Raw genomic sequence first — 16,586 nt, 5'->3', positions numbered from 1 at the left:
ATTCCTCAAGAATCGAGCCCCATGCGCAAGCCTGGCGCGTGACCCAGATGACCATCACTCACCCAATGCGGCTTCCTGCGATCCGCAGCGTATTGCAAACGCTTTGAAAAACTGTTGAGCTTGTCTGCCACGCCACTTGGTTCTTGCTTGTAGTCAGCCTCAAATCGTTGTTGGGCAGACTTTGCATCGAATGAATTGGCAGGCATGCCACCGGTTTCGTTGCTGGTTGGGTGGCTTTTGCCGGAGCCGCCATCACGTGGACTGGCAAATGGATCAAAACGCGCATCAACAAAACCGGGAGCTTGGGTCTGGCCAAAACTTTGACTACCCGCGTTCAAGCCTTGCCAACCCACAGGACTGTCAGAAGGAGGCGGCGAGGGGGAGGGTGAAGATGCACCGAGGTGACTGCCAGTGCCGCCACCCGACTTGCCAGCCATGCCGCTCTGGACTGCAGCGCCCAAACCACCGGGTACGCCCTGGCCACCGCTGCTCGCGTTCGCACTGGGTTGAAAAGGGTTGACAGGGTTGACCATGCCACTGATGCCACCACCAAATCCGACGCCAGCAGAAGAGCCACCAATGGCACCCGCAGCTCTTTGAACGGGCATCAACGCACCCATGGCACCGCCCGCAAGCCCCAAGGCGCGCGCACCAGCCGCACTTGCAGCAAGTCCCGCCGCCACCGGCGCGCCACCCACCATGCCAGCCGCAGTGCCAGCGCTTTGCAGAGACATGGCCACCGTGCCATTGAGCATCGACCCCGCCAGGCCCGGTGCCATGTAGCCAGTGACTCCATAGAACAACGACGCGCCCCCCACGCCCAAATAGTCACCAAAACTGGGGCCTTCGGGGTGCGCCGCGTAGGCAGCTGCAATGGTGTCTTTCAGGGCTTGGGTGAAGCTGTCACCAAAGCCAATGATCAAATAGATGGTGAACAGTTTGACGCCAATGGAAATCGCATAGCCAAAGTACTTTTCTGACAAATTGTGCGTCCAGCGTGAGCCCGAAAACCCGAGCATCAAGGCACCACCGCCAATGATCAAATACGACTCAACCAACGTAATGAGCAGTTGGACGGCAATCAGACCGTAGCCAAGAATGATGAAAACAGAGGCAACGCCAATGATGATGGAGCTCAACATGAATTTGCCAAGACCCTGACCGGAATTGGTCAAGGTGTTGATGATCATGCTGCCCGTGCTGGGCGCGGCATCATTGGAGAACTGCATCAGACTGGCGGCTACTTGCAAGCCTTGATCAAACACCGCCGATGGCGACAAAACCGAAGTCCCACCCACACCGGCACCGGCCGCCTTGAAGGAATTGATGATGGCAGGAATCCACTCGGGCGCCTTGATCAGCACCATGGCAAAAAATGACAGGGACATGACCTTGAACAAGGTCCCCACCATGATTTCCGAAAGCTCTGACTTTTTGAGCGTGAGCTGAATCGCCGACCAGGCGAATTCAAGGGCAGCCAAGCCAAAGAACAAATTGGTGGCGTAACCCAAAGCAGTCGTCATCCAGCCGCCGGATGCCCCTTGAACCTGACTCACCAGCGTGTCCATCATGCCAGCGGCATTCGCCCATGGCGTGATGCCGCACAGCAGCAGAAAAATGGCGACCCGCATCGATAGCACTCCGCTCAGTATTGGCCGGAATGGTTACGAAAGAAGTTGCGGTACAAAAGCTCGTCTTGGTACTTTTCGTTTTCCTGTTTGGCGATGGCATTCAGTCGGGCCTGTTCCGCCGCAATGATGGTGCCGTGCAGTGCTTGGGTTTCATTGATCATCATGCCGGCAATTTGATTGCCAGCCTGAATTGCTTGCAACCGGCCCGCCGCAGTCTGGGATGCTAACTGAATTTGCTGCAAAGCACTTTGCGTTGTCGAAAAATTGTTTGCGTTCAAGCCCAATTGCTGCAAAGCCGCCCCAATCTGGTTGTTCAAGCCCTTGTTCCAATTCACCAGATTTTGCTGTTGGTTCGAAAGCAAATTTCCGTTGCCGTAGGTTGTTTGCATGTCGGTGATGGAATTGACAGTGGCGTTCACAATGCCTTGCGTGTTTTGAATCGTGCTGACCAACGATGTCAAACGCGCCGCAATGCCGCTCCACGCCTGAATCGGAATGCCGAGCGTGTTCTGGTACATGTTCTGGTACATCTGGATTTGCTGCTGCAGCTGTTCCAGATTGCTTGAATAGACATTGACCAGCTCGGCGTTGTTCAGCCACTGGGTGGCTTCCATGGCACCCACAAACCCACCGCCACCGGCGTGAGCGGATGGTATCAACGCAAAAGCAAAGGCAGCCGCCACTGCGGCGCTGGAAAGCAGCTTCTTGGGCTTCATGGGATTTCCTTTATTGAATACTGTTGTCCCATACCGGCCAGACGCAAGTTGACGCAAAAAAGTGGCCCTCCCACGATCAAACAACCAGTAAAACCGTGGTGACACAGGGGAGGTCTGTGCGAGCGTCGGGCCAGATGCTCTTTGCTGACCTGTCACAGTCAATAGCTATCCCATAAACGGGCGGCATCGAACTGACCGCGTTCCCGCAACCAGGCAGACGGCCAGGTAAGCGCATCGAGCTTTTGCAGATGACGAATCCGCGCCAAATCCTCGCGTCCACTTGCCCCAACAAAGGCCATTTCCGGCGGAGTCAGTCCCAATTCAAAAACGCGGGAGCCGTCCGGGTGCAGGTGGTAATACTGGCGCTTAGGTATGGCATTGCTGACGATCTGGATTTGCCGACGGTTGAGTCCAATCGCTTGATACAGCCCGCACAAGGCTTCGGTTTGCGCTTGCGGGTTGGGCAACAGAATTTTTGAGGGACAAGACTCGAAAATCACATCGGCAATCCCGCTGCCAGACAGATCGCTCAGGGACTGGGTCGCAAAAATGACGGCCACGTTCGATTTGCGCAGCACCTTCAGCCATTCGCGAATCTTGGCCCTGAATGCAGGGTGCCCCAGCATGATCCAGGCCTCATCAAGCACCAACAAGGTAGGTTGACCGTGAAAACGCTGCTCAAGCCGGTGAAACAGGTAAGCCAGAACGGGCAGCACGATCTTTTCGCCGCGAGCCATCAGGTGTTCAAGCTCGAAGACCTGGAAGATGTCCGCCTGCAGTCCATCGCTTTCGGCATCCAGCAACCGCCCCGCTGATCCACGCAGCGAGTAGTATTCCAGCGCTTCACGCAGACGGTTGTCCTGCAGGGTCAACAGAAAGTTTGACAGCGTGCGTTGCTCCGCGCAGTCTGTGGAGGCCGCCAACTGGTTGACGGCGCGAAAGAGCTCTTTGCGCAGTTCTGGTGACATGGCCACACCTTGCAGTTCTGCCAGGCTTTCAAGCCATTCAGCCGCCCAGGTGCGCTCCAGTTCATTGTCAATTTGTCCCAAGGGGCAAAACGTGATGTTGTCCGATTCACCTGCAATGTCGTAATGCTGACCACCGGCAGCAGCCACCAAGGGGAACATGGAATAGCCCTTGTCAAAGACAAAGGCTTGCGCGCCCGGATAGCGGAAATGCTGCGCTACCAGTGTTGCCAACAGAGTGGACTTGCCCGATCCAGTCGGTCCGATGATGGCCGTGTGACCCAGATCGCCCGCGTGCAGACAAAGCCGGTAAGGTGTTGCACCATCAGTTTTTGCCTGCAACAGCGGCGCCGAATGCTCAGGATAAAAGGGACACGGGTGAGCATCCGGACCGGCCCAAATTGCCGTGAGGGGCAGTAAGTGCGCCAGGTTCAAGGTGTTGACCAGTGGGCGGCGCACATTGGCATACAGATTGCCAGGCATGCTTCCCAGATAAGCTTCCACCGCATTGACGGATTCGACCCGAGCTGAAAACCCGGCATTGGCGATCATCTTGGTTACGTATTGCGCGGCATCACGCAATTGTTGGAGGTTTGCGCTGGAGAGCAGGATAACGCTGGTGTAAAAGCCAAATCGCACCAGGCCGCTGCTGGCCTCAGCCATGGCGGCGACCGCATCCGCAGCCATATCGTCTGCATCCGCATTCACGTGGGTGACGCCGCCACCCTGGCTTGAGCGCATCAAGTTCATCAGTGACAGCCGCTTTTGCGCCCACTTTGAACGGTAGTTGCCAAGGGCCTTGTCCGCTTCACGCACCGGCATGAAAATGAAACGATTTGACCAGCGGTATTCCACCGGCAAGCGTGACAAGAAGTCCAGAATGCCGGGGAAACTGGCGCCAGGAAAGCCCGTCACGGCGATGCAAATAGCTGTTTTGTCGTCAATCCGGGGCTCGAATCCCGTCACAAAGTCGTGTTGGCCTAGTACCGCGTCAAGGTACATTGGCACCGTGCCCATGACAAAACTGGCGCGTGGTGCCAGAGCGACACAAGAAGCCAAATGCGCCAGAAGCTGACTCTCAACCGATCCGGTTTCAGTGTCGACAGTGTCCACCAGGCGACGGATCTTTAGCGTTCCTGCCAGCCGCGATTCAATTTCAGCCAGAACAGTTTTGAAGCGAGTCAAACTGCGCTCTGCCACTCCAGTCTTTTGAGCCCCGTCCACAAACAGCATCTCGGCTTTTGCCGCAGCATCACGGTCCGGATGCCAGCACAAGACCAGCGTGTAGTCACTTTGAAAGCCAGCCCAATCGCCTTCATGGGCGAGACGGCGGCAATCGTCCAGCAGTCGGGTGGTACGGTCCGGAAAAGCGCCGTCCAAAGGGTAACCAGGGGATTGACGGCGCACGGCATCCACATGCAAGCACCAGCCGTCATCAAGAGCCAGGGCCGCATTGATCCGAGCCGACACGGCCGCCAGTTCCTCTTTGGTGGCACTGTCCAGATCCGGGCCGCGAAATTCAAAACCCGCCAGCAGGCCACCAGATTTTGTGAGTACCACGCCGTTGTCGATCAGCGCCGCCCAGGGCAACAGATCCGGCAGGCCTTGGGCCTGGCTGCGAAATTCTTTCAAGAGCATTTTTCAGCCTCCGAATTTGCGCGGCGACGCAAACGGTGTTGCGGCACTCTTGTACAGCTTGCGGTATTGCAAACTGCGAGCAAAGGTCTTGGAGAGTTGGGGGTCAAAGTTGGCCGCGCGAGTCAGCACCCATGCGCCGACGGCCCACAAAATCAGACCAAAAATGGCGGCCCAGAGTTGAAACAAGGAAACAATGAACACACCGGCCACGATGCCCAGTGCCAGGATCAGCTCTCGCTCAGCGCCCAGCAGCAGCATGGGCCTGAGCATGGATTGATGCAACGGTACTGAAAAGTCAGCGCCGCTATCTTTGCTTTGATCAGCCATGATTTGCGATCAGAAACGACGGACCATCAGATCAAGGCGCCGCTGTTGACCAGACCGATCATGCTCAGGAAGTTGGCACCAAAGACGATCAGCGCCACACCGAGCACCACGTACAAAAGTTTCTTCGCAATTCCGCCCAAGTCGTCACCACCAAAAATCAGTGCCGCGCCTGCTGCCAGGAAGGCCACGGTCGAAATGCCGGTGGCCACCGGCCCAGTCAGGTTGTTGACCACCGTGGTGATCGGGCCGTCCCAGGGCAGGGCTGGGCCAGCGTGGGCCACCTGGGATACCAGTGCGGCCATGCCCGAGATGACGGGCGTGACCAGCTTTTTGAGTGATTTGATAGGCTTGGTTGTTTGGAAATGCACGATCTACTCCAGTTGGAAAAAAGACACCGGCCTGTTTGGCTGGTGCTTGATACCGCTGGACTGCAAATGAACAAATCGACGCGTCGCGCTCCCGTGCCATACAGCTCAACTACTCGGGTCTGGCGGAGTGAGAGGCCAGCAGCCGGACGGCAAAAGTTATCCACAAAACCACGGCATAGCACATACCGGCGAACACGGCATAGGACATACCGGCACGGCATAGCGCATACCAAACCACGGCATAGCAGGTACCGGCGCACGGCATAGCACATACCGCGACAAAGTAAAAATTGTCAAAATCTCAAGGCAAATCAATCGCTTGGGGGTGGTGCAAAATGCAGCTAATCTGTCTTTAATCTATCTCTAATCTGCGGCGTTCAAAACTGCCCCTGCATCGGGCTGACCCGGAGCGCCGTGGCACGCACACCCATCGGCTCGCCGGACACCATGATTGCCGCTCACGCCCTGAGCCAACAGGCCCTGCTGGTCACCAACCACACCCGCGAGTTTGCCCAGTTGCCTGGCTTGCAGCCAGGCAACTGGGTCACAGTTACTTGATTTGACGCTCGGGCTCAGGGCAGTCCGCGAAATCGACCACGCTTCAGCAAGTGCCTTGATTGACTTGCAGTTGGCATTTTTGACAGGTGCACCAAGTCTGAAGCATCGATTTTCCAAGTCCAGTTGGTGACTTCTTCCAGTTTTTCCAGGGCTGACTTGAGGTCCTGTTTGAATCCCTTGATGGCCGCATTTTGACTTCCGCACAGCCGGTGCAGGGTTTCGACTTTGACGGGGAAGGGCTTGGCATGGGAGCTGTAATAGCCGTGTAGCCACTGGGCAAGCGGCCGCTTTTTCAGCGCCATGCGCTGGTCAAATTCCACACTTGACCAGCCGTCGAGGCCATAGAGTTCGATGATTTTCGGGTTCATCTCAATGACGTAGCGGCCAGTCTTATCATCCCTGCCACCGTGGTGCAGGATGGCCCCGAAATATGCCCGGTGCGCATCTTTGATTTCCACCACGCTGGCCGCCAGCCGTGCGAATGCCCCTTTGAGCCATTCATGCTGGCTTTTGCCGTTGCCGCGTCCAATGCTCTTCAAGAATTGTGATGCGGTGAACTGAATCCGGCACCCAAGCCCGCCAGTTCTGGCCAGCTGCAGTGCTTGTTCCCAGACATCCAGATCCGCTTGATCCAGTTGTGGCCCTGTGTGAATGATCTTGATACCTTCGACGCTGGCTTTTTGCACGCGCTGCTGGAAAGATCGTGGGCCACGTCGTACCACACCAAAAAGTGCCGACCGCAGGACGCTGTTGGGAACACCCCGGCAAACTTCTGCCCACAGCGGCAACTGGACTTCCAAAGACTTTTCTGCAACGACGGTTTGCAGTGCCGCAGCTTGCTGCCCCCGTGCTTTGGCCAGTGCCAGGTTTTCTTCAAAGGTCCGCTTTTGGCGCATCAACCCGAGGCGCCTGTTTGATTCTTACGAGGCCGACCACGGCCACGCACCGGCTTGGTCAGTACGACCGTGGCCGGGGCTGCTTGTGCCAGCCCGGGGAGTGGGATGCGACCGGTGGTCGTGAGCGGCAAACCCAGGATAAACACCTGGATGTCTGATGACCGCCACCGAACGGATGCCCCAATTTTGACCGGGGGAGGGAAGCCGATTGGCGGCGTTTTGCGCCCGTATTGCCAATTCCAAATGGATGCTTCACTGATCTTGAGTATTGCCGCAACATCAGCAGCAGCCAGGAGTTCCAAACTTTGCATTCTGATCAACTTTTGAAAGTTGATCCCAGCGGGCTTCTTGGAGGTTTTGCGCGCCCACGCAGCCGGCGGACGGGATCGATAACCCGCCGACGCTTACGCGCAGGCGGTTGGCGGGCACGGGAAAAGCTTTGGCGTGAGTGTGTCGGTCACCGTGCACAGGACCGATTTGAAAATTGAACGCACGTGCAGTTCTGCTGCAACGATTGCTTTTATGGCCGACCAAAAAACCGATGATTGCGCCACAACCTGTGCGGTTGCAGCTCGCCGCAGTACCTTGGCAATTTTTTGTTGATGAGCATCCCTGTTCCTATTTTTTTGTTTGATGGCGTACTCTATTTGAGCCGCCTTGCCGATCCCTGCTTGTGTGGCAACGTGTGCCAATTTGACAAATACCATGCCAACCACAAGACATGCTGCCTGACCATAAAAATTGCCGGCAACAACGTCAAATTGTAAGATGCCGACAATCAGAAACTCACAAGCCAACATTGCTTTTCCATACGATTTTTGAACAAAGATATTCAAAATATGGGTGTCTAAAAAATAGTTGAATTGCATAAGGCGTTCGTTTTGAATTTGATTCAAAATTAGCCAAGTCGTCTCAGCTCAAAACCAATCGCACTCGACCAATTGGTTACTTCAGCTACTTCATCAATAATTCGGCCGGTGGAATTCCTGCGGATGGATATCACCATATTGACCGCTTCGCTGATTAACTCAGGTGCCGCAGGCACACCCGCTTCTTGAATTAACTGTCCGATTCGGACCAAGGCTGTACCAGTAGAATTTGCATGGACGGTGCCAATGCCGCCGGGATGCCCCGTATTCCATGCCTTCAGCAACGCCAGAGCCGACTTGTCCCGGACCTCACCCACAACAATTCGGTCAGGTCTTAATCGAAGCGTTGCTCGCAATAAACCAACTTGGTCAATATTGGCTGATGTTCTTAAAAATACCGTGTTTTTCACGCTGCATTGCAGCTCCAACACGTCTTCAATAATGACGATTCTGTGATCAGGTGATATGAAAGAAATCTCATTCAAGACGGCATTGGCTAAAGTCGTTTTGCCAGAGCCAGTGCCCCCGGCAATCAGGATATTTTTTCTGTCTGCAACCGCCGTTTTGATCAATGTGGCTTGCAGCTCAGTCATCACCCCGGTCCGAACATAGTCAGCCAGGCTAAAAATCAATGTTGCCTTTTTTCTAAGGGCAAAAGTTGGCGCTGGCACAACCGGTGGAATCAAGGCTTCAAACCGCGAACCATCCAAGGGCAACTCGCATTCCAAAATCGGGTTGTCAGGTGTGACCGTGGTACCCAGCATGGCCGCCACCGTGGCAACAATCGCCATGGCTCGTACACGGTCAATCTTGCCAATGCATTGCATCCCGCCTACATGGGAGTCAGTCCAGAGGTCGCCCGACGGGTTTAGCATGATCTCTACCACCCGGTCATCAGCCAGGGCGGCCAGGATGTCAGCGCCGAGGGCGCGCCGCAGTGCATCGTCCGACCTGCGGTGGAACTCATGGCTGGACGTGTTCTGGTGTGTGCTCATGCCGGCATACCGTCCATCCGCAAGCACAAAGCAGATCCATTTTCAGAGGTGCGCTAACCCGAGAATCCGACAGCACTGAAGGGGTATTGCCGTTGAATACTGGCTGTCGGCTGTCCAATTATTGGCCAGACACTTGCCTTATTTTGAGGTATTTATTCAGCTTGTGAAATTGTGGCCACTCTGTATATTTACAGACATCAACACATTTTCAAGGGATAAAAATGAAGGTAGCTGAGCTTGCCAATGGCATTATCAAAACGGCCTCTGCTGGCGAACAGAAGAACTTGCAAACCTTGAGGACTATTTGCAATAGTGACTCTGCGTTTGTTGCGGCAGTCAAGAAGTATCAAGCGTATCAAAAGTTGCTTCAAAAAGCTTTCTTACTCAGTCGAACCTGGCAAAAATTAGGCCAATCCCGTACCTGGAAAATTACTGTCAAGGCGCTGCAGGCCGCACTCAAGGCGATGGTGGCCGGGTTCAAACGCTTGACAGAATTTGCCGAGTTGCCAGATTCATTGAAAAGGCAGATTGAGAAACTAATCAAGACGAATAGTTTGCAAATATCGCCTGCTTGGTGAATAGCTTAATAAATCCGCAAAGGTGGTTCTTGATGGATACAAAACACTTCAGATCCTTGTCGAAAAAATGGGCTTTCAAACTGCGTGAAGATGCACGGGATATTGAGCAGGAAATTATTGTTTTTTATCTCACTCGGCAATCAGAAAACAAGAACCTTGACATCTTTCGACCCGGCCATGAAGGCGCACTGTTTGAGCTTCTGAAGCACAAAATCAGGGGCAACAACCTGGAAAGCTTGGGCGGCAGTGGCAGACGATTGGGTGGCGTGGGTGACGAAGACGATGCTGGCGAGATCGACATTCACGACGAGTTTGAGTCGCCAGATGAAAAGGCCGATCAGCTCGACAAGCGGCTGCAATTTGAGCAGGTGTTCTGCCAGGAACTGGACCAAATTGATGAACTGAACAATTTGGCCGGTAGCGACTTGGGCGATGCCTTTGGCTTCACGGGTGCAAATGGCCGGGCCGTTTTGTCCCAACTCAAAAGGCAAATTGTCGCCAGTGCCCAAAAGCGGTTCAACGCCAATTTGCGGGCTGTAAAGCCGTCCTCACGGGCGAAAGCCCGGCAGCAAACGGCGACGGCGTAACCGTCAGTCGCACGGCCGCCATGGCGGCAGGGTTGGCTGCAAAAGAAGACGTTTCAGGCAGTTTTGCCAGTTGCCCACCCGGTATTCTGGGTACCTTTTCCCCGGCTTGTCCGAACACCTTTTGGGCGTAGGTAGCGCCGATTTTTGAATCAAACCGGCCGGTGTTGTACATGCTCAGGGCGCCGCCGAGCGAGCCGGCTCTTCCATAGCTCGCAGCCAGAATGTTTGCCCCGGCAGCAATGTTGGTGCAGGGGTCGAACACCTGTTCCACAGTCAGCCCCAGCGCGGGCAAATTTTTGCTATTGATTTGCGCCAACCCCATATCAACACTTTCGCCACGGCCGACAGCCGCCACCGCAGCGGCCACGGCCACAGCTTTGGACGCAAAGGCCATTGATTTTCTTGTCGTGTTGTTGTTGACCACCCAGGGCTGGCCGCCGGATTCCTGCTTCACAACAGCGGCCATGGTGACCGGATCGACGGCGGGTGCACACATCATCAAGAGCTCAAGCACGGCGCCCCCAGTCAGCCAAATTTGGAGCCGATGATGAAAGCCGCCACGGTTGAAAACGCACCCAGCCCGACAGCGGCCAACACGTAAAGCGACATGAATGCCTCGCGGGCTGCAGCCAGGAGCTTGGCATCATCCAGGTCAACTTTGACCCGCCCAGGCGCAGCCTCCAAAGCATCCACTACCGCCTCAGCAACTGCAGGTTTCAGCGTCTCACCGACACGGCGCGGGAATTTTTGCAGTTCCCCACGCATGGCAGTCATCATGACCACAATCGACTCAAGGCTGTCATCATCGTGACCAGGTCCTTTCGCCAGCCCCGGCGCACCTTTGACCAATGCGCCAGACAGCGCTTCAAATTCGATGCGCATGGCTGCAGCAGGCACCTGGCGCAACAATACTGGCAAGAGCCAGATCCAGTTGGGATCACTCTCACCCATGCCGGCACGCACCGCCACGTCAACAATGTGTTGCACATCAGATGGCAGGCCAGAGGGCGCGAGCCGGGCCGCCAGTTCATCAATCAAGGTGCCAGCGCGGCGTGCAAGCGCCGCGGCGGGCGAAGGCGAGATGACCCCGGAAATGGTGTTGCCGATGCGCTTGTCTTCATCATCCACACCACTCATCTCGAAGACTCCAGGACAGCCAGCTTGCGCCCGGCAATGCCACGGTAGGTTTGGGCGACCGTGCGCGTGCCGATGGCCACACCAGATCCCGGCAAATTGCCCTTGTCGATCACCATGTGCAGGGGCATTGACCCGATCAACTCAGCCGCGCGTGGCATCATGGCTGGCAACTCCAGCTCCGACCATGCATAGTCCACGCCACTTAACAGGGTCTTGCGGATGCTTGATTTGTCCCAGAATTCAAAAGCCTTGCCAGGCCCGTGCTTCAGATTGATCAGCACCACCCCGTTTTGGTAAAACATGGGGCTTTTGCCAACGCGGGCCTCCAGCTGATTTGTGCTCGACGCATCAATGCCCATCACCCAGATCGGTGTCGGATTCATCAATGCCATCAGGCTTAACACTGACTCCGTGATGTAAAGACCGGCCGCAGACGGCAATGAAAAAACAAGGCGGATTTTGTCCGTTTCATTGATCTGGGTTTCAGCCAATTCGTTGATCAGATTCAGCCAGTCGTCTTCTGATTTGATGGGGCGTTGCAGGCCTATGACATGGATGTTGTTGACAGCCTCATTTTTGTAGCCGTTGTCACACACCACATCCGGGTTCATGGGATCGGCGTCAATGACAATCAATTTGTCAATCTTTGGCATTCCCGACACTTCATGGTTGATGAAGCTGTCTACCAGGCACCGGGAGACGAAGCTTTTGCCCACGCCGCCTTTGTCGCCGTCCACAAAATACGATTTGATCATGACCATCCTTTGAGTTGTTTAAATTCGTGCAAGAAGCTATTGGCTTGATTTCCACTTGGCGATGGCTTCGTCATACTGGAGTAGCGCGCGTTCGTACATGCCTCGTATCCTGTTTTCTGCGGCAATGATTTCGAACATGCCGTCGGGGATTTTTGCGTTGTCAGGGATAGTCTTGGAGACGGTCAAATAGTCATCAATATTCATCCTGGTGACGTCCAGCAATTCGCCTTTCACTTCGATGAATTTGAGCCTGGTGATTTCGTCTGGAAATACAGTTTGACTTGCCCCAATTGGTTGGGCTGCGCCATGTTTTCCACCTGACCGCGCCGTATCTGTGGTCACCGGCTTTGCCTGTTCATCAGGGTTGCGAGTCAGTTCGGTTGCCTTGGGCGCGGAGTCCGTCTCGGCAGCAAGAGCAGAGTAGGGCGTATCACCTTGAGCTTTGGCAGGCGTAAGCGGTTGAATTTGAAGACATGACGCTGATGGGGCCGGAGTCGCTGCACCGGGGGACCTGGGTTTTTTGCCTCTTTTTAATGGCTTCAGCCCGCGCTCTTCCCGAACTATGCCAAGGTGGCGAACAAGGTGCCCCTTGGTGATCTTTATGTCATGTTTTTGAAGCGCAGATGCGATTCTCTCCAGCGACATGCCCTGACCCAAAAATTCTTCAATGACCTCGAAGGCCGACCGCACGATCAGAGCGGGGTCATCCTTTTGGGCAAGTACAATTTCTTCACGAAGAATTGAATCTATTTCCGATTTGATGCTGTGCATGATCCCCATACCGACAGGGCGCAAGTTGTGGCGTGACAGGCGGCACGACAGGTGGCACAACCTGCTTGACAGGTACGCTGACAGGCGAATCAATTCACCAGCAGCGTGGAAGTAGCAGAGACTGAAGTGTGCGGGGTGGGGGATATCTGGTACGTTGGCGAATGAGTTGACTGGCCACTCCGGCCGTCGGTCTCGAACGGCAGGTTTGGAGCACGCCAAATTCAACACAACGATATGCCGGATACCCGACTGCGATAGGCGCACGCTAAGTGCCCATACCTGACGGCCAGACAACTGAAATTCCTGCCCGACAGCGGTCATTGAATCCGTTGAATTGAAAGTACCGACCCCCCGGCAAAGCCGGGAGCTTTCAAAATGTGAGCCGCTCAAAGTGGTGAATATTGAGTGGTTTCATGCGCCTTCAGTCACCTTGAACTTGGGGTACTCCTTGCCGCACGCGGCGGAGATTGCTCTCCGTCACTGTCTGCGAAGAGCTTGACAACGAGCTGTCGAATCCACATGTTGGAGGGATCCCGGTTGAACTTCGCATGCCAAAAGAGGTTGATTGCTATGTCTGGCAGGCGGACCGGATGGGGGGACGTAACAAGACCAAATGGCACTTCGCATCGCTCGGCAAACCGTTCCGGCAAAGTGGCGATGAGATCGGTAGTCTGAAGTATGTGACCCACAGCAATGAAATGCGGAACGACCAGGCGCATCTTGCGTTTGATGCCTGCGCGATCAAGCAAGCCATCCACTTCACCATGCCCGGTATTGGCGGCTAGGATGCCAACATGATCGAGTTCCGTAAATTGTTTGAGAGTCATTGGCGATTTAGCCAATGGGTGTCCCTTGCGAAACATGCAAACGTACTTGTGAAGAAAGAGCCGGCGCTGAAAAAAGCCGGTCTGCAAGTTGGGCAACAGACCTAGAGCCAAATCGACTGTGCCGGACTCCATATCTTCCTTCAGATTCCCAGCGTTAGGCCGTACGGTACTGATTCGCACATGGGGTGCTGCCTCAGACAAAGCATTCATCAGTGGCGGCACAAAGTACATCTCGCCGATGTCGGTCATGGCCAAGTTGAAGGTGCGCGTGCTGGCAAGTGGGTCGAAAGAGTTGCGTGTGGTGAATGCGGTCTGCAGCGCGTTGAGTGCGTAAATCACCGGTTCTGCCAAATGCAATGCATACGGCGTGGGTTCCATACCGCGTGAGGTCCGCAAAAACAGTTCGTCCTTCAACACGGCGCGCAAGCGCTTGAGTGCATTGCTGACGGCAGGCTGCGTCAACCCCAGCTTCTCTGCAGACGTGGAAACGCTGCGATCCAGCAGCAGTTGGTTGAAGACAACCAGAAGATTTAGGTCAATTTCACGCAGATCCATGCATCACCCCAATATTCACAACGGTGATTATATCTATTGGATTTTCTTTATAGACTTATATCAACGGTGTCTCCATAATTCCTCCAAACAGGAGACAAAGGCATCAGCCTCAACATATGGAACTCGTCGTAAAACCTCTCAACGTGCGTCTGAATGTGGACAGCGGAAGCAATCTGCTGGACGTGCTCAGAGCCAACCAATTGCCAATTTCCTACAGCTGCATGTCAGGGCGCTGCGGTACCTGCCGTTGCCGTGTGCTGTCAGGTCAGGTGCGCAGCAGTGGACCTGAGGCCGGCAGACCACACACTGGAAAAGACGACTACGTACTGGCATGCCAATCGGTGCTGACCGACAACTGCGTGATCGAATTGCCCGAGGTCGACGAGGTTGTGGTACATACCGCACGCATTGTGAAGGGCACTGTCACTGCAATCGAAGAGGCAACCCATGACATTCGTCGCATTCGGGTCAAGTTGGCCAAGCCGATTGAGTTCAGCGCTGGTCAATATGCCACGGTGCAATTCACGCCCGAACACATCCGACCCTACTCGATGGCCGGCTTGAGTAGTGATGCTGAAATGGAATTTCAGATTCGCCGCGTGCCCGATGGCCGTGTCACCGCATTCATCTTTGAAGAACTCGAAGTTGGTGCTGCCATTCGCGTCAGCGGCCCTTTGGGTACTGCCTACCTGAGGCAAAAGCACACCGGCCCGATGCTCTGTGTGGGCGGGGGCACGGGTCTGGCACCTGTGCTGTCCATCGTGCGTGGCGCATTGGAGGCCGGCATGCAAAACCCCATTCATCTCTATTTTGGCGTGCGCAGTGCGAAGGATGTGTATGACCGCGAGCGCCTGAAGGCGTTGGCAGCTGCGCATCCGAATGTGATTGTTCACATTGTCGTCGCCACCGGCCCTGCCGGTGCAGGCCAGCGCAGTGGTCTGGTCACCGATGCCATTGAAAAGGATTTGAAAACTTTGGACGGCTGGCGCGCCTATTTGTGTGGTGCCCCTGCCATGGTGGACGCCTTGAACCTTCTCGTCACCCGCATGGGCGTGGAGTCCAGTCATGTCTACGCGGATGCGTTTTACCTTAGCGGTGTCTAAAGCCGCTGCATTCTCAGACTCATAACCACCGTAAGGAAGCAAGTAATGCGTGAACAAAAAACAGTATTCCCGGAAAACCCGACGTGGCCGGGGGAAGGAACCAGCAGGGTACCCTTCTGGGCCTATACCCGAGAGGATTTGTACAAGAAGGAACTGGACCGACTATTCTATAACGGCCACTGGTGTTACGTCGGCCTGGACGCTGAAATCCCGAATCCGGGGGACTTCAAGCGAACTGTGATTGGTGAACGCTCCGTCATCATGGTGCGTGATCCGGAAGGTGGCGTCAATGTGATCGAAAACGTTTGCGCTCACCGTGGCATGCGTTTTTGCCGTGAACGCAACGGTCATGCCAAAGACTTTTTCTGCCCCTACCATCAATGGAACTACAGCCTCAAGGGTGACCTTCAAGGTGTGCCGTTTCTTCGCGGCGTCAAGCAAGAGGGAAAAGTCAATGGCGGCATGCCCAAAGACTTCAAGGTGTCAGACCATGGTCTGACCAAGCTCAAGGTAGCCGTGCGGGGTGGCGTGGTGTTCGCCTCCTTTGATCATGACGTCGAACCTTTCGAGGAATTCCTGGGCCCGACCATTCTGAAATACTTTGACCGCGTCTTCGACGGCCGCAAGCTGGAGATACTGGGCTACCGGCGCCAGCGCATTCCGGGCAACTGGAAGCTGATGCAGGAAAACATCAAGGATCCGTATCACCCCGGCCTGCTGCACACTTGGTTCTCCACCTTTGGATTGTGGCGCGCGGATAACAAGTCCGAATTGAAGATGGACGACAAGTTTCGCCATGCCGCCATGATCTCCACACGCGGCCAAGGCGGCAAGAACGCCGATGTGGTGTCAGGGGTGGACAGTTTCAAAGACCAGATGAAGGTCAATGATCCGCGTCTGCTGGACATCGTTCCGGAACCGTGGTGGGGTGGTCCCACAGCTGTCATGACCACGATTTTTCCGAGCGTGATCATTCAGCAGCAGGTCAACAGCGTGTCCACCCGCCACATCCAGCCCAACGGTCATGGCTCCTTTGATTTTGTCTGGACACACTTCGGCTTTGCGAACGACACACCGGAGATGAAAGAACGCCGCCTGATACAGGCTAATTTGTTCGGCCCGGCCGGTTTCGTTTCTGCCGACGATGGCGAGGTCATTGAATGGTCACAGCAGGGCTTTGAGCAAAAGCCATCGCACCGCACGGTCGTGGAAATGGGCGGGTACGACATTGGTGACACCGATCACATGGTCACCGAGACCCTGATCCGTGGCATGTACAACTACTGGCGCAAGGTGATGGGGGAATAATC

At 55.1% G+C, this 16,586-nt stretch carries 18 protein-coding genes; 5 read left to right on the top strand and 13 right to left on the bottom strand.

Annotated elements, in window-relative coordinates; all coding sequences use genetic code 11:
• Positions 1-5: 5 nt before the first annotated feature.
• From trbL to PNAP_RS12485, 5 genes are all read right to left on the bottom strand, one after another.
• Positions 6-1,631 (bottom strand): P-type conjugative transfer protein TrbL, encoded by a 1,626-nt coding sequence (gene trbL / locus PNAP_RS12505; protein WP_011801887.1) that lies wholly within the window; start codon positions 1,629-1,631, stop codon positions 6-8.
• Between the two features lie 14 nt (positions 1,632-1,645).
• The gene (locus PNAP_RS12500) at positions 1,646-2,347 is read right to left on the bottom strand and encodes a conjugal transfer protein TrbJ (protein ID WP_011801886.1); all 702 of its coding nucleotides are present in this window, start codon (positions 2,345-2,347) and stop codon (positions 1,646-1,648) included.
• Between the two features lie 158 nt (positions 2,348-2,505).
• Positions 2,506-4,950: a VirB4 family type IV secretion/conjugal transfer ATPase gene (locus PNAP_RS12495; RefSeq protein ID WP_011801885.1), complete on the bottom strand. Its 2,445-nt coding sequence runs from the start codon at positions 4,948-4,950 to the stop codon at positions 2,506-2,508.
• Positions 4,951-4,953: 3 nt separating this feature from the next.
• Complete coding sequence (gene trbD, locus PNAP_RS12490) at positions 4,954-5,277, bottom strand: conjugal transfer protein TrbD (protein WP_011801884.1); 324 nt, start codon at positions 5,275-5,277, stop codon at positions 4,954-4,956.
• A 26-nt stretch (positions 5,278-5,303) separates the two neighbouring features.
• Positions 5,304-5,645, bottom strand: coding sequence for a TrbC/VirB2 family protein (locus tag PNAP_RS12485; RefSeq protein WP_011801883.1), 342 nt, complete (start codon positions 5,643-5,645; stop codon positions 5,304-5,306).
• A gap of 414 nt (positions 5,646-6,059) precedes the next feature.
• Between PNAP_RS12485 and PNAP_RS26985 the strand changes: the two genes are divergently transcribed.
• The gene (locus PNAP_RS26985; RefSeq protein WP_011801882.1) at positions 6,060-6,203 is read left to right on the top strand and encodes a PIN domain-containing protein; all 144 of its coding nucleotides are present in this window, start codon (positions 6,060-6,062) and stop codon (positions 6,201-6,203) included.
• 14 nt (positions 6,204-6,217) lie between these two features.
• Here the strand turns inward: PNAP_RS26985 and trfA are convergent, their stop codons facing one another.
• From trfA to trbB, 3 genes are all read right to left on the bottom strand, one after another.
• Positions 6,218-7,099 carry a plasmid replication initiator TrfA gene (trfA, locus tag PNAP_RS12480; protein ID WP_011801881.1) on the bottom strand — a complete coding sequence of 294 codons (882 nt, stop codon included), beginning with the start codon at positions 7,097-7,099 and terminating at the stop codon, positions 6,218-6,220.
• Between the two features lie 404 nt (positions 7,100-7,503).
• Positions 7,504-7,968, bottom strand: coding sequence for a hypothetical protein (locus PNAP_RS26980; RefSeq protein WP_155835214.1), 465 nt, complete (start codon positions 7,966-7,968; stop codon positions 7,504-7,506).
• Between the two features lie 29 nt (positions 7,969-7,997).
• The gene (gene trbB, locus PNAP_RS12470) at positions 7,998-8,963 is read right to left on the bottom strand and encodes a P-type conjugative transfer ATPase TrbB (protein WP_011801879.1); all 966 of its coding nucleotides are present in this window, start codon (positions 8,961-8,963) and stop codon (positions 7,998-8,000) included.
• Between the two features lie 221 nt (positions 8,964-9,184).
• Here trbB and PNAP_RS12465 point away from each other — a divergent pair, with 221 nt between their 5' ends.
• Both PNAP_RS12465 and PNAP_RS26975 read left to right on the top strand, forming a co-directional pair.
• Positions 9,185-9,541, top strand: a complete 357-nt coding sequence (locus PNAP_RS12465) for a hypothetical protein (RefSeq protein WP_011801878.1) — start codon at positions 9,185-9,187, stop codon at positions 9,539-9,541.
• Between the two features lie 32 nt (positions 9,542-9,573).
• Complete coding sequence (locus PNAP_RS26975; protein WP_011801877.1) at positions 9,574-10,128, top strand: hypothetical protein; 555 nt, start codon at positions 9,574-9,576, stop codon at positions 10,126-10,128.
• Here the strand turns inward: PNAP_RS26975 and PNAP_RS12455 are convergent.
• The 5 genes from PNAP_RS12455 to PNAP_RS12435 all read right to left on the bottom strand — a co-directional run bounded on the left by PNAP_RS12455 (position 10,058) and on the right by PNAP_RS12435 (position 14,173).
• A complete protein-coding gene (locus PNAP_RS12455; RefSeq protein ID WP_011801876.1) occupies positions 10,058-10,642 on the bottom strand; it encodes a lytic transglycosylase domain-containing protein in 585 nt (194 codons plus the stop codon). The genes PNAP_RS26975 and PNAP_RS12455 overlap by 71 nt on opposite strands.
• An 11-nt stretch (positions 10,643-10,653) precedes the next feature.
• Positions 10,654-11,265 carry a hypothetical protein gene (locus PNAP_RS12450; protein WP_011801875.1) on the bottom strand — a complete coding sequence of 204 codons (612 nt, stop codon included), beginning with the start codon at positions 11,263-11,265 and terminating at the stop codon, positions 10,654-10,656.
• A complete protein-coding gene (locus PNAP_RS12445) occupies positions 11,262-12,020 on the bottom strand; it encodes a P-loop NTPase family protein (RefSeq protein ID WP_011801874.1) in 759 nt (252 codons plus the stop codon). Before PNAP_RS12445 ends, PNAP_RS12450 begins: the two co-directional genes overlap by 4 nt.
• Positions 12,021-12,056: 36 nt before the next feature.
• Positions 12,057-12,791 (bottom strand): hypothetical protein, encoded by a 735-nt coding sequence (locus PNAP_RS12440; RefSeq protein ID WP_155835215.1) that lies wholly within the window; start codon positions 12,789-12,791, stop codon positions 12,057-12,059.
• 425 nt (positions 12,792-13,216) lie between these two features.
• The gene (locus PNAP_RS12435; protein ID WP_011801872.1) at positions 13,217-14,173 is read right to left on the bottom strand and encodes a LysR family transcriptional regulator; all 957 of its coding nucleotides are present in this window, start codon (positions 14,171-14,173) and stop codon (positions 13,217-13,219) included.
• Between the two features lie 116 nt (positions 14,174-14,289).
• Here PNAP_RS12435 and nagAa point away from each other — a divergent pair, with 116 nt between their 5' ends.
• Positions 14,290-15,276 carry a naphthalene 1,2-dioxygenase/salicylate 5-hydroxylase systems ferredoxin--NAD(P)(+) reductase NagAa gene (gene nagAa / locus PNAP_RS12430; protein WP_011801871.1) on the top strand — a complete coding sequence of 329 codons (987 nt, stop codon included), beginning with the start codon at positions 14,290-14,292 and terminating at the stop codon, positions 15,274-15,276.
• A 45-nt stretch (positions 15,277-15,321) separates the two neighbouring features.
• Entirely contained in the window at positions 15,322-16,584 is a 1,263-nt protein-coding gene (nagG, locus tag PNAP_RS12425; protein ID WP_011801870.1) for a salicylate 5-hydroxylase large oxygenase NagG, read from the top strand.
• Positions 16,585-16,586: the final 2 nt, after the last annotated feature.

The sequence above is a fragment of the Polaromonas naphthalenivorans CJ2 genome, assembly GCF_000015505.1.
In the GTDB taxonomy this organism is placed as follows: domain Bacteria; phylum Pseudomonadota; class Gammaproteobacteria; order Burkholderiales; family Burkholderiaceae_C; genus Polaromonas; species Polaromonas naphthalenivorans.
The sequence above is the reverse complement of the archived record's forward strand: the minus strand, read 5'-3'. Positions and strand labels throughout refer to the sequence as shown.

Coding starts and splice junctions, on each gene's coding strand:
- PNAP_RS12495 (WP_011801885.1), bottom strand. CDS start 4,950: ATGCTCTTGAAAGAATTTCGCAGCCAGGCCCAAGGCCTGCCGGATCTG.
- trbL (WP_011801887.1), bottom strand. CDS start 1,631: ATGCGGGTCGCCATTTTTCTGCTGCTGTGCGGCATCACGCCATGGGCG.
- trfA (WP_011801881.1), bottom strand. CDS start 7,099: ATGCGCCAAAAGCGGACCTTTGAAGAAAACCTGGCACTGGCCAAAGCA.
- trbB (WP_011801879.1), bottom strand. CDS start 8,963: ATGAGCACACACCAGAACACGTCCAGCCATGAGTTCCACCGCAGGTCG.
- PNAP_RS12450 (WP_011801875.1), bottom strand. CDS start 11,265: ATGAGTGGTGTGGATGATGAAGACAAGCGCATCGGCAACACCATTTCC.
- PNAP_RS12435 (WP_011801872.1), bottom strand. CDS start 14,173: ATGGATCTGCGTGAAATTGACCTAAATCTTCTGGTTGTCTTCAACCAA.
- PNAP_RS12465 (WP_011801878.1), top strand. CDS start 9,185: ATGAAGGTAGCTGAGCTTGCCAATGGCATTATCAAAACGGCCTCTGCT.
- nagG (WP_011801870.1), top strand. CDS start 15,322: ATGCGTGAACAAAAAACAGTATTCCCGGAAAACCCGACGTGGCCGGGG.
- PNAP_RS12440 (WP_155835215.1), bottom strand. CDS start 12,791: ATGCACAGCATCAAATCGGAAATAGATTCAATTCTTCGTGAAGAAATT.
- nagAa (WP_011801871.1), top strand. CDS start 14,290: ATGGAACTCGTCGTAAAACCTCTCAACGTGCGTCTGAATGTGGACAGC.
- PNAP_RS12445 (WP_011801874.1), bottom strand. CDS start 12,020: ATGATCAAATCGTATTTTGTGGACGGCGACAAAGGCGGCGTGGGCAAA.
- PNAP_RS12500 (WP_011801886.1), bottom strand. CDS start 2,347: ATGAAGCCCAAGAAGCTGCTTTCCAGCGCCGCAGTGGCGGCTGCCTTT.
- PNAP_RS26975 (WP_011801877.1), top strand. CDS start 9,574: ATGGATACAAAACACTTCAGATCCTTGTCGAAAAAATGGGCTTTCAAA.
- PNAP_RS26980 (WP_155835214.1), bottom strand. CDS start 7,968: ATGCAATTCAACTATTTTTTAGACACCCATATTTTGAATATCTTTGTT.
- trbD (WP_011801884.1), bottom strand. CDS start 5,277: ATGGCTGATCAAAGCAAAGATAGCGGCGCTGACTTTTCAGTACCGTTG.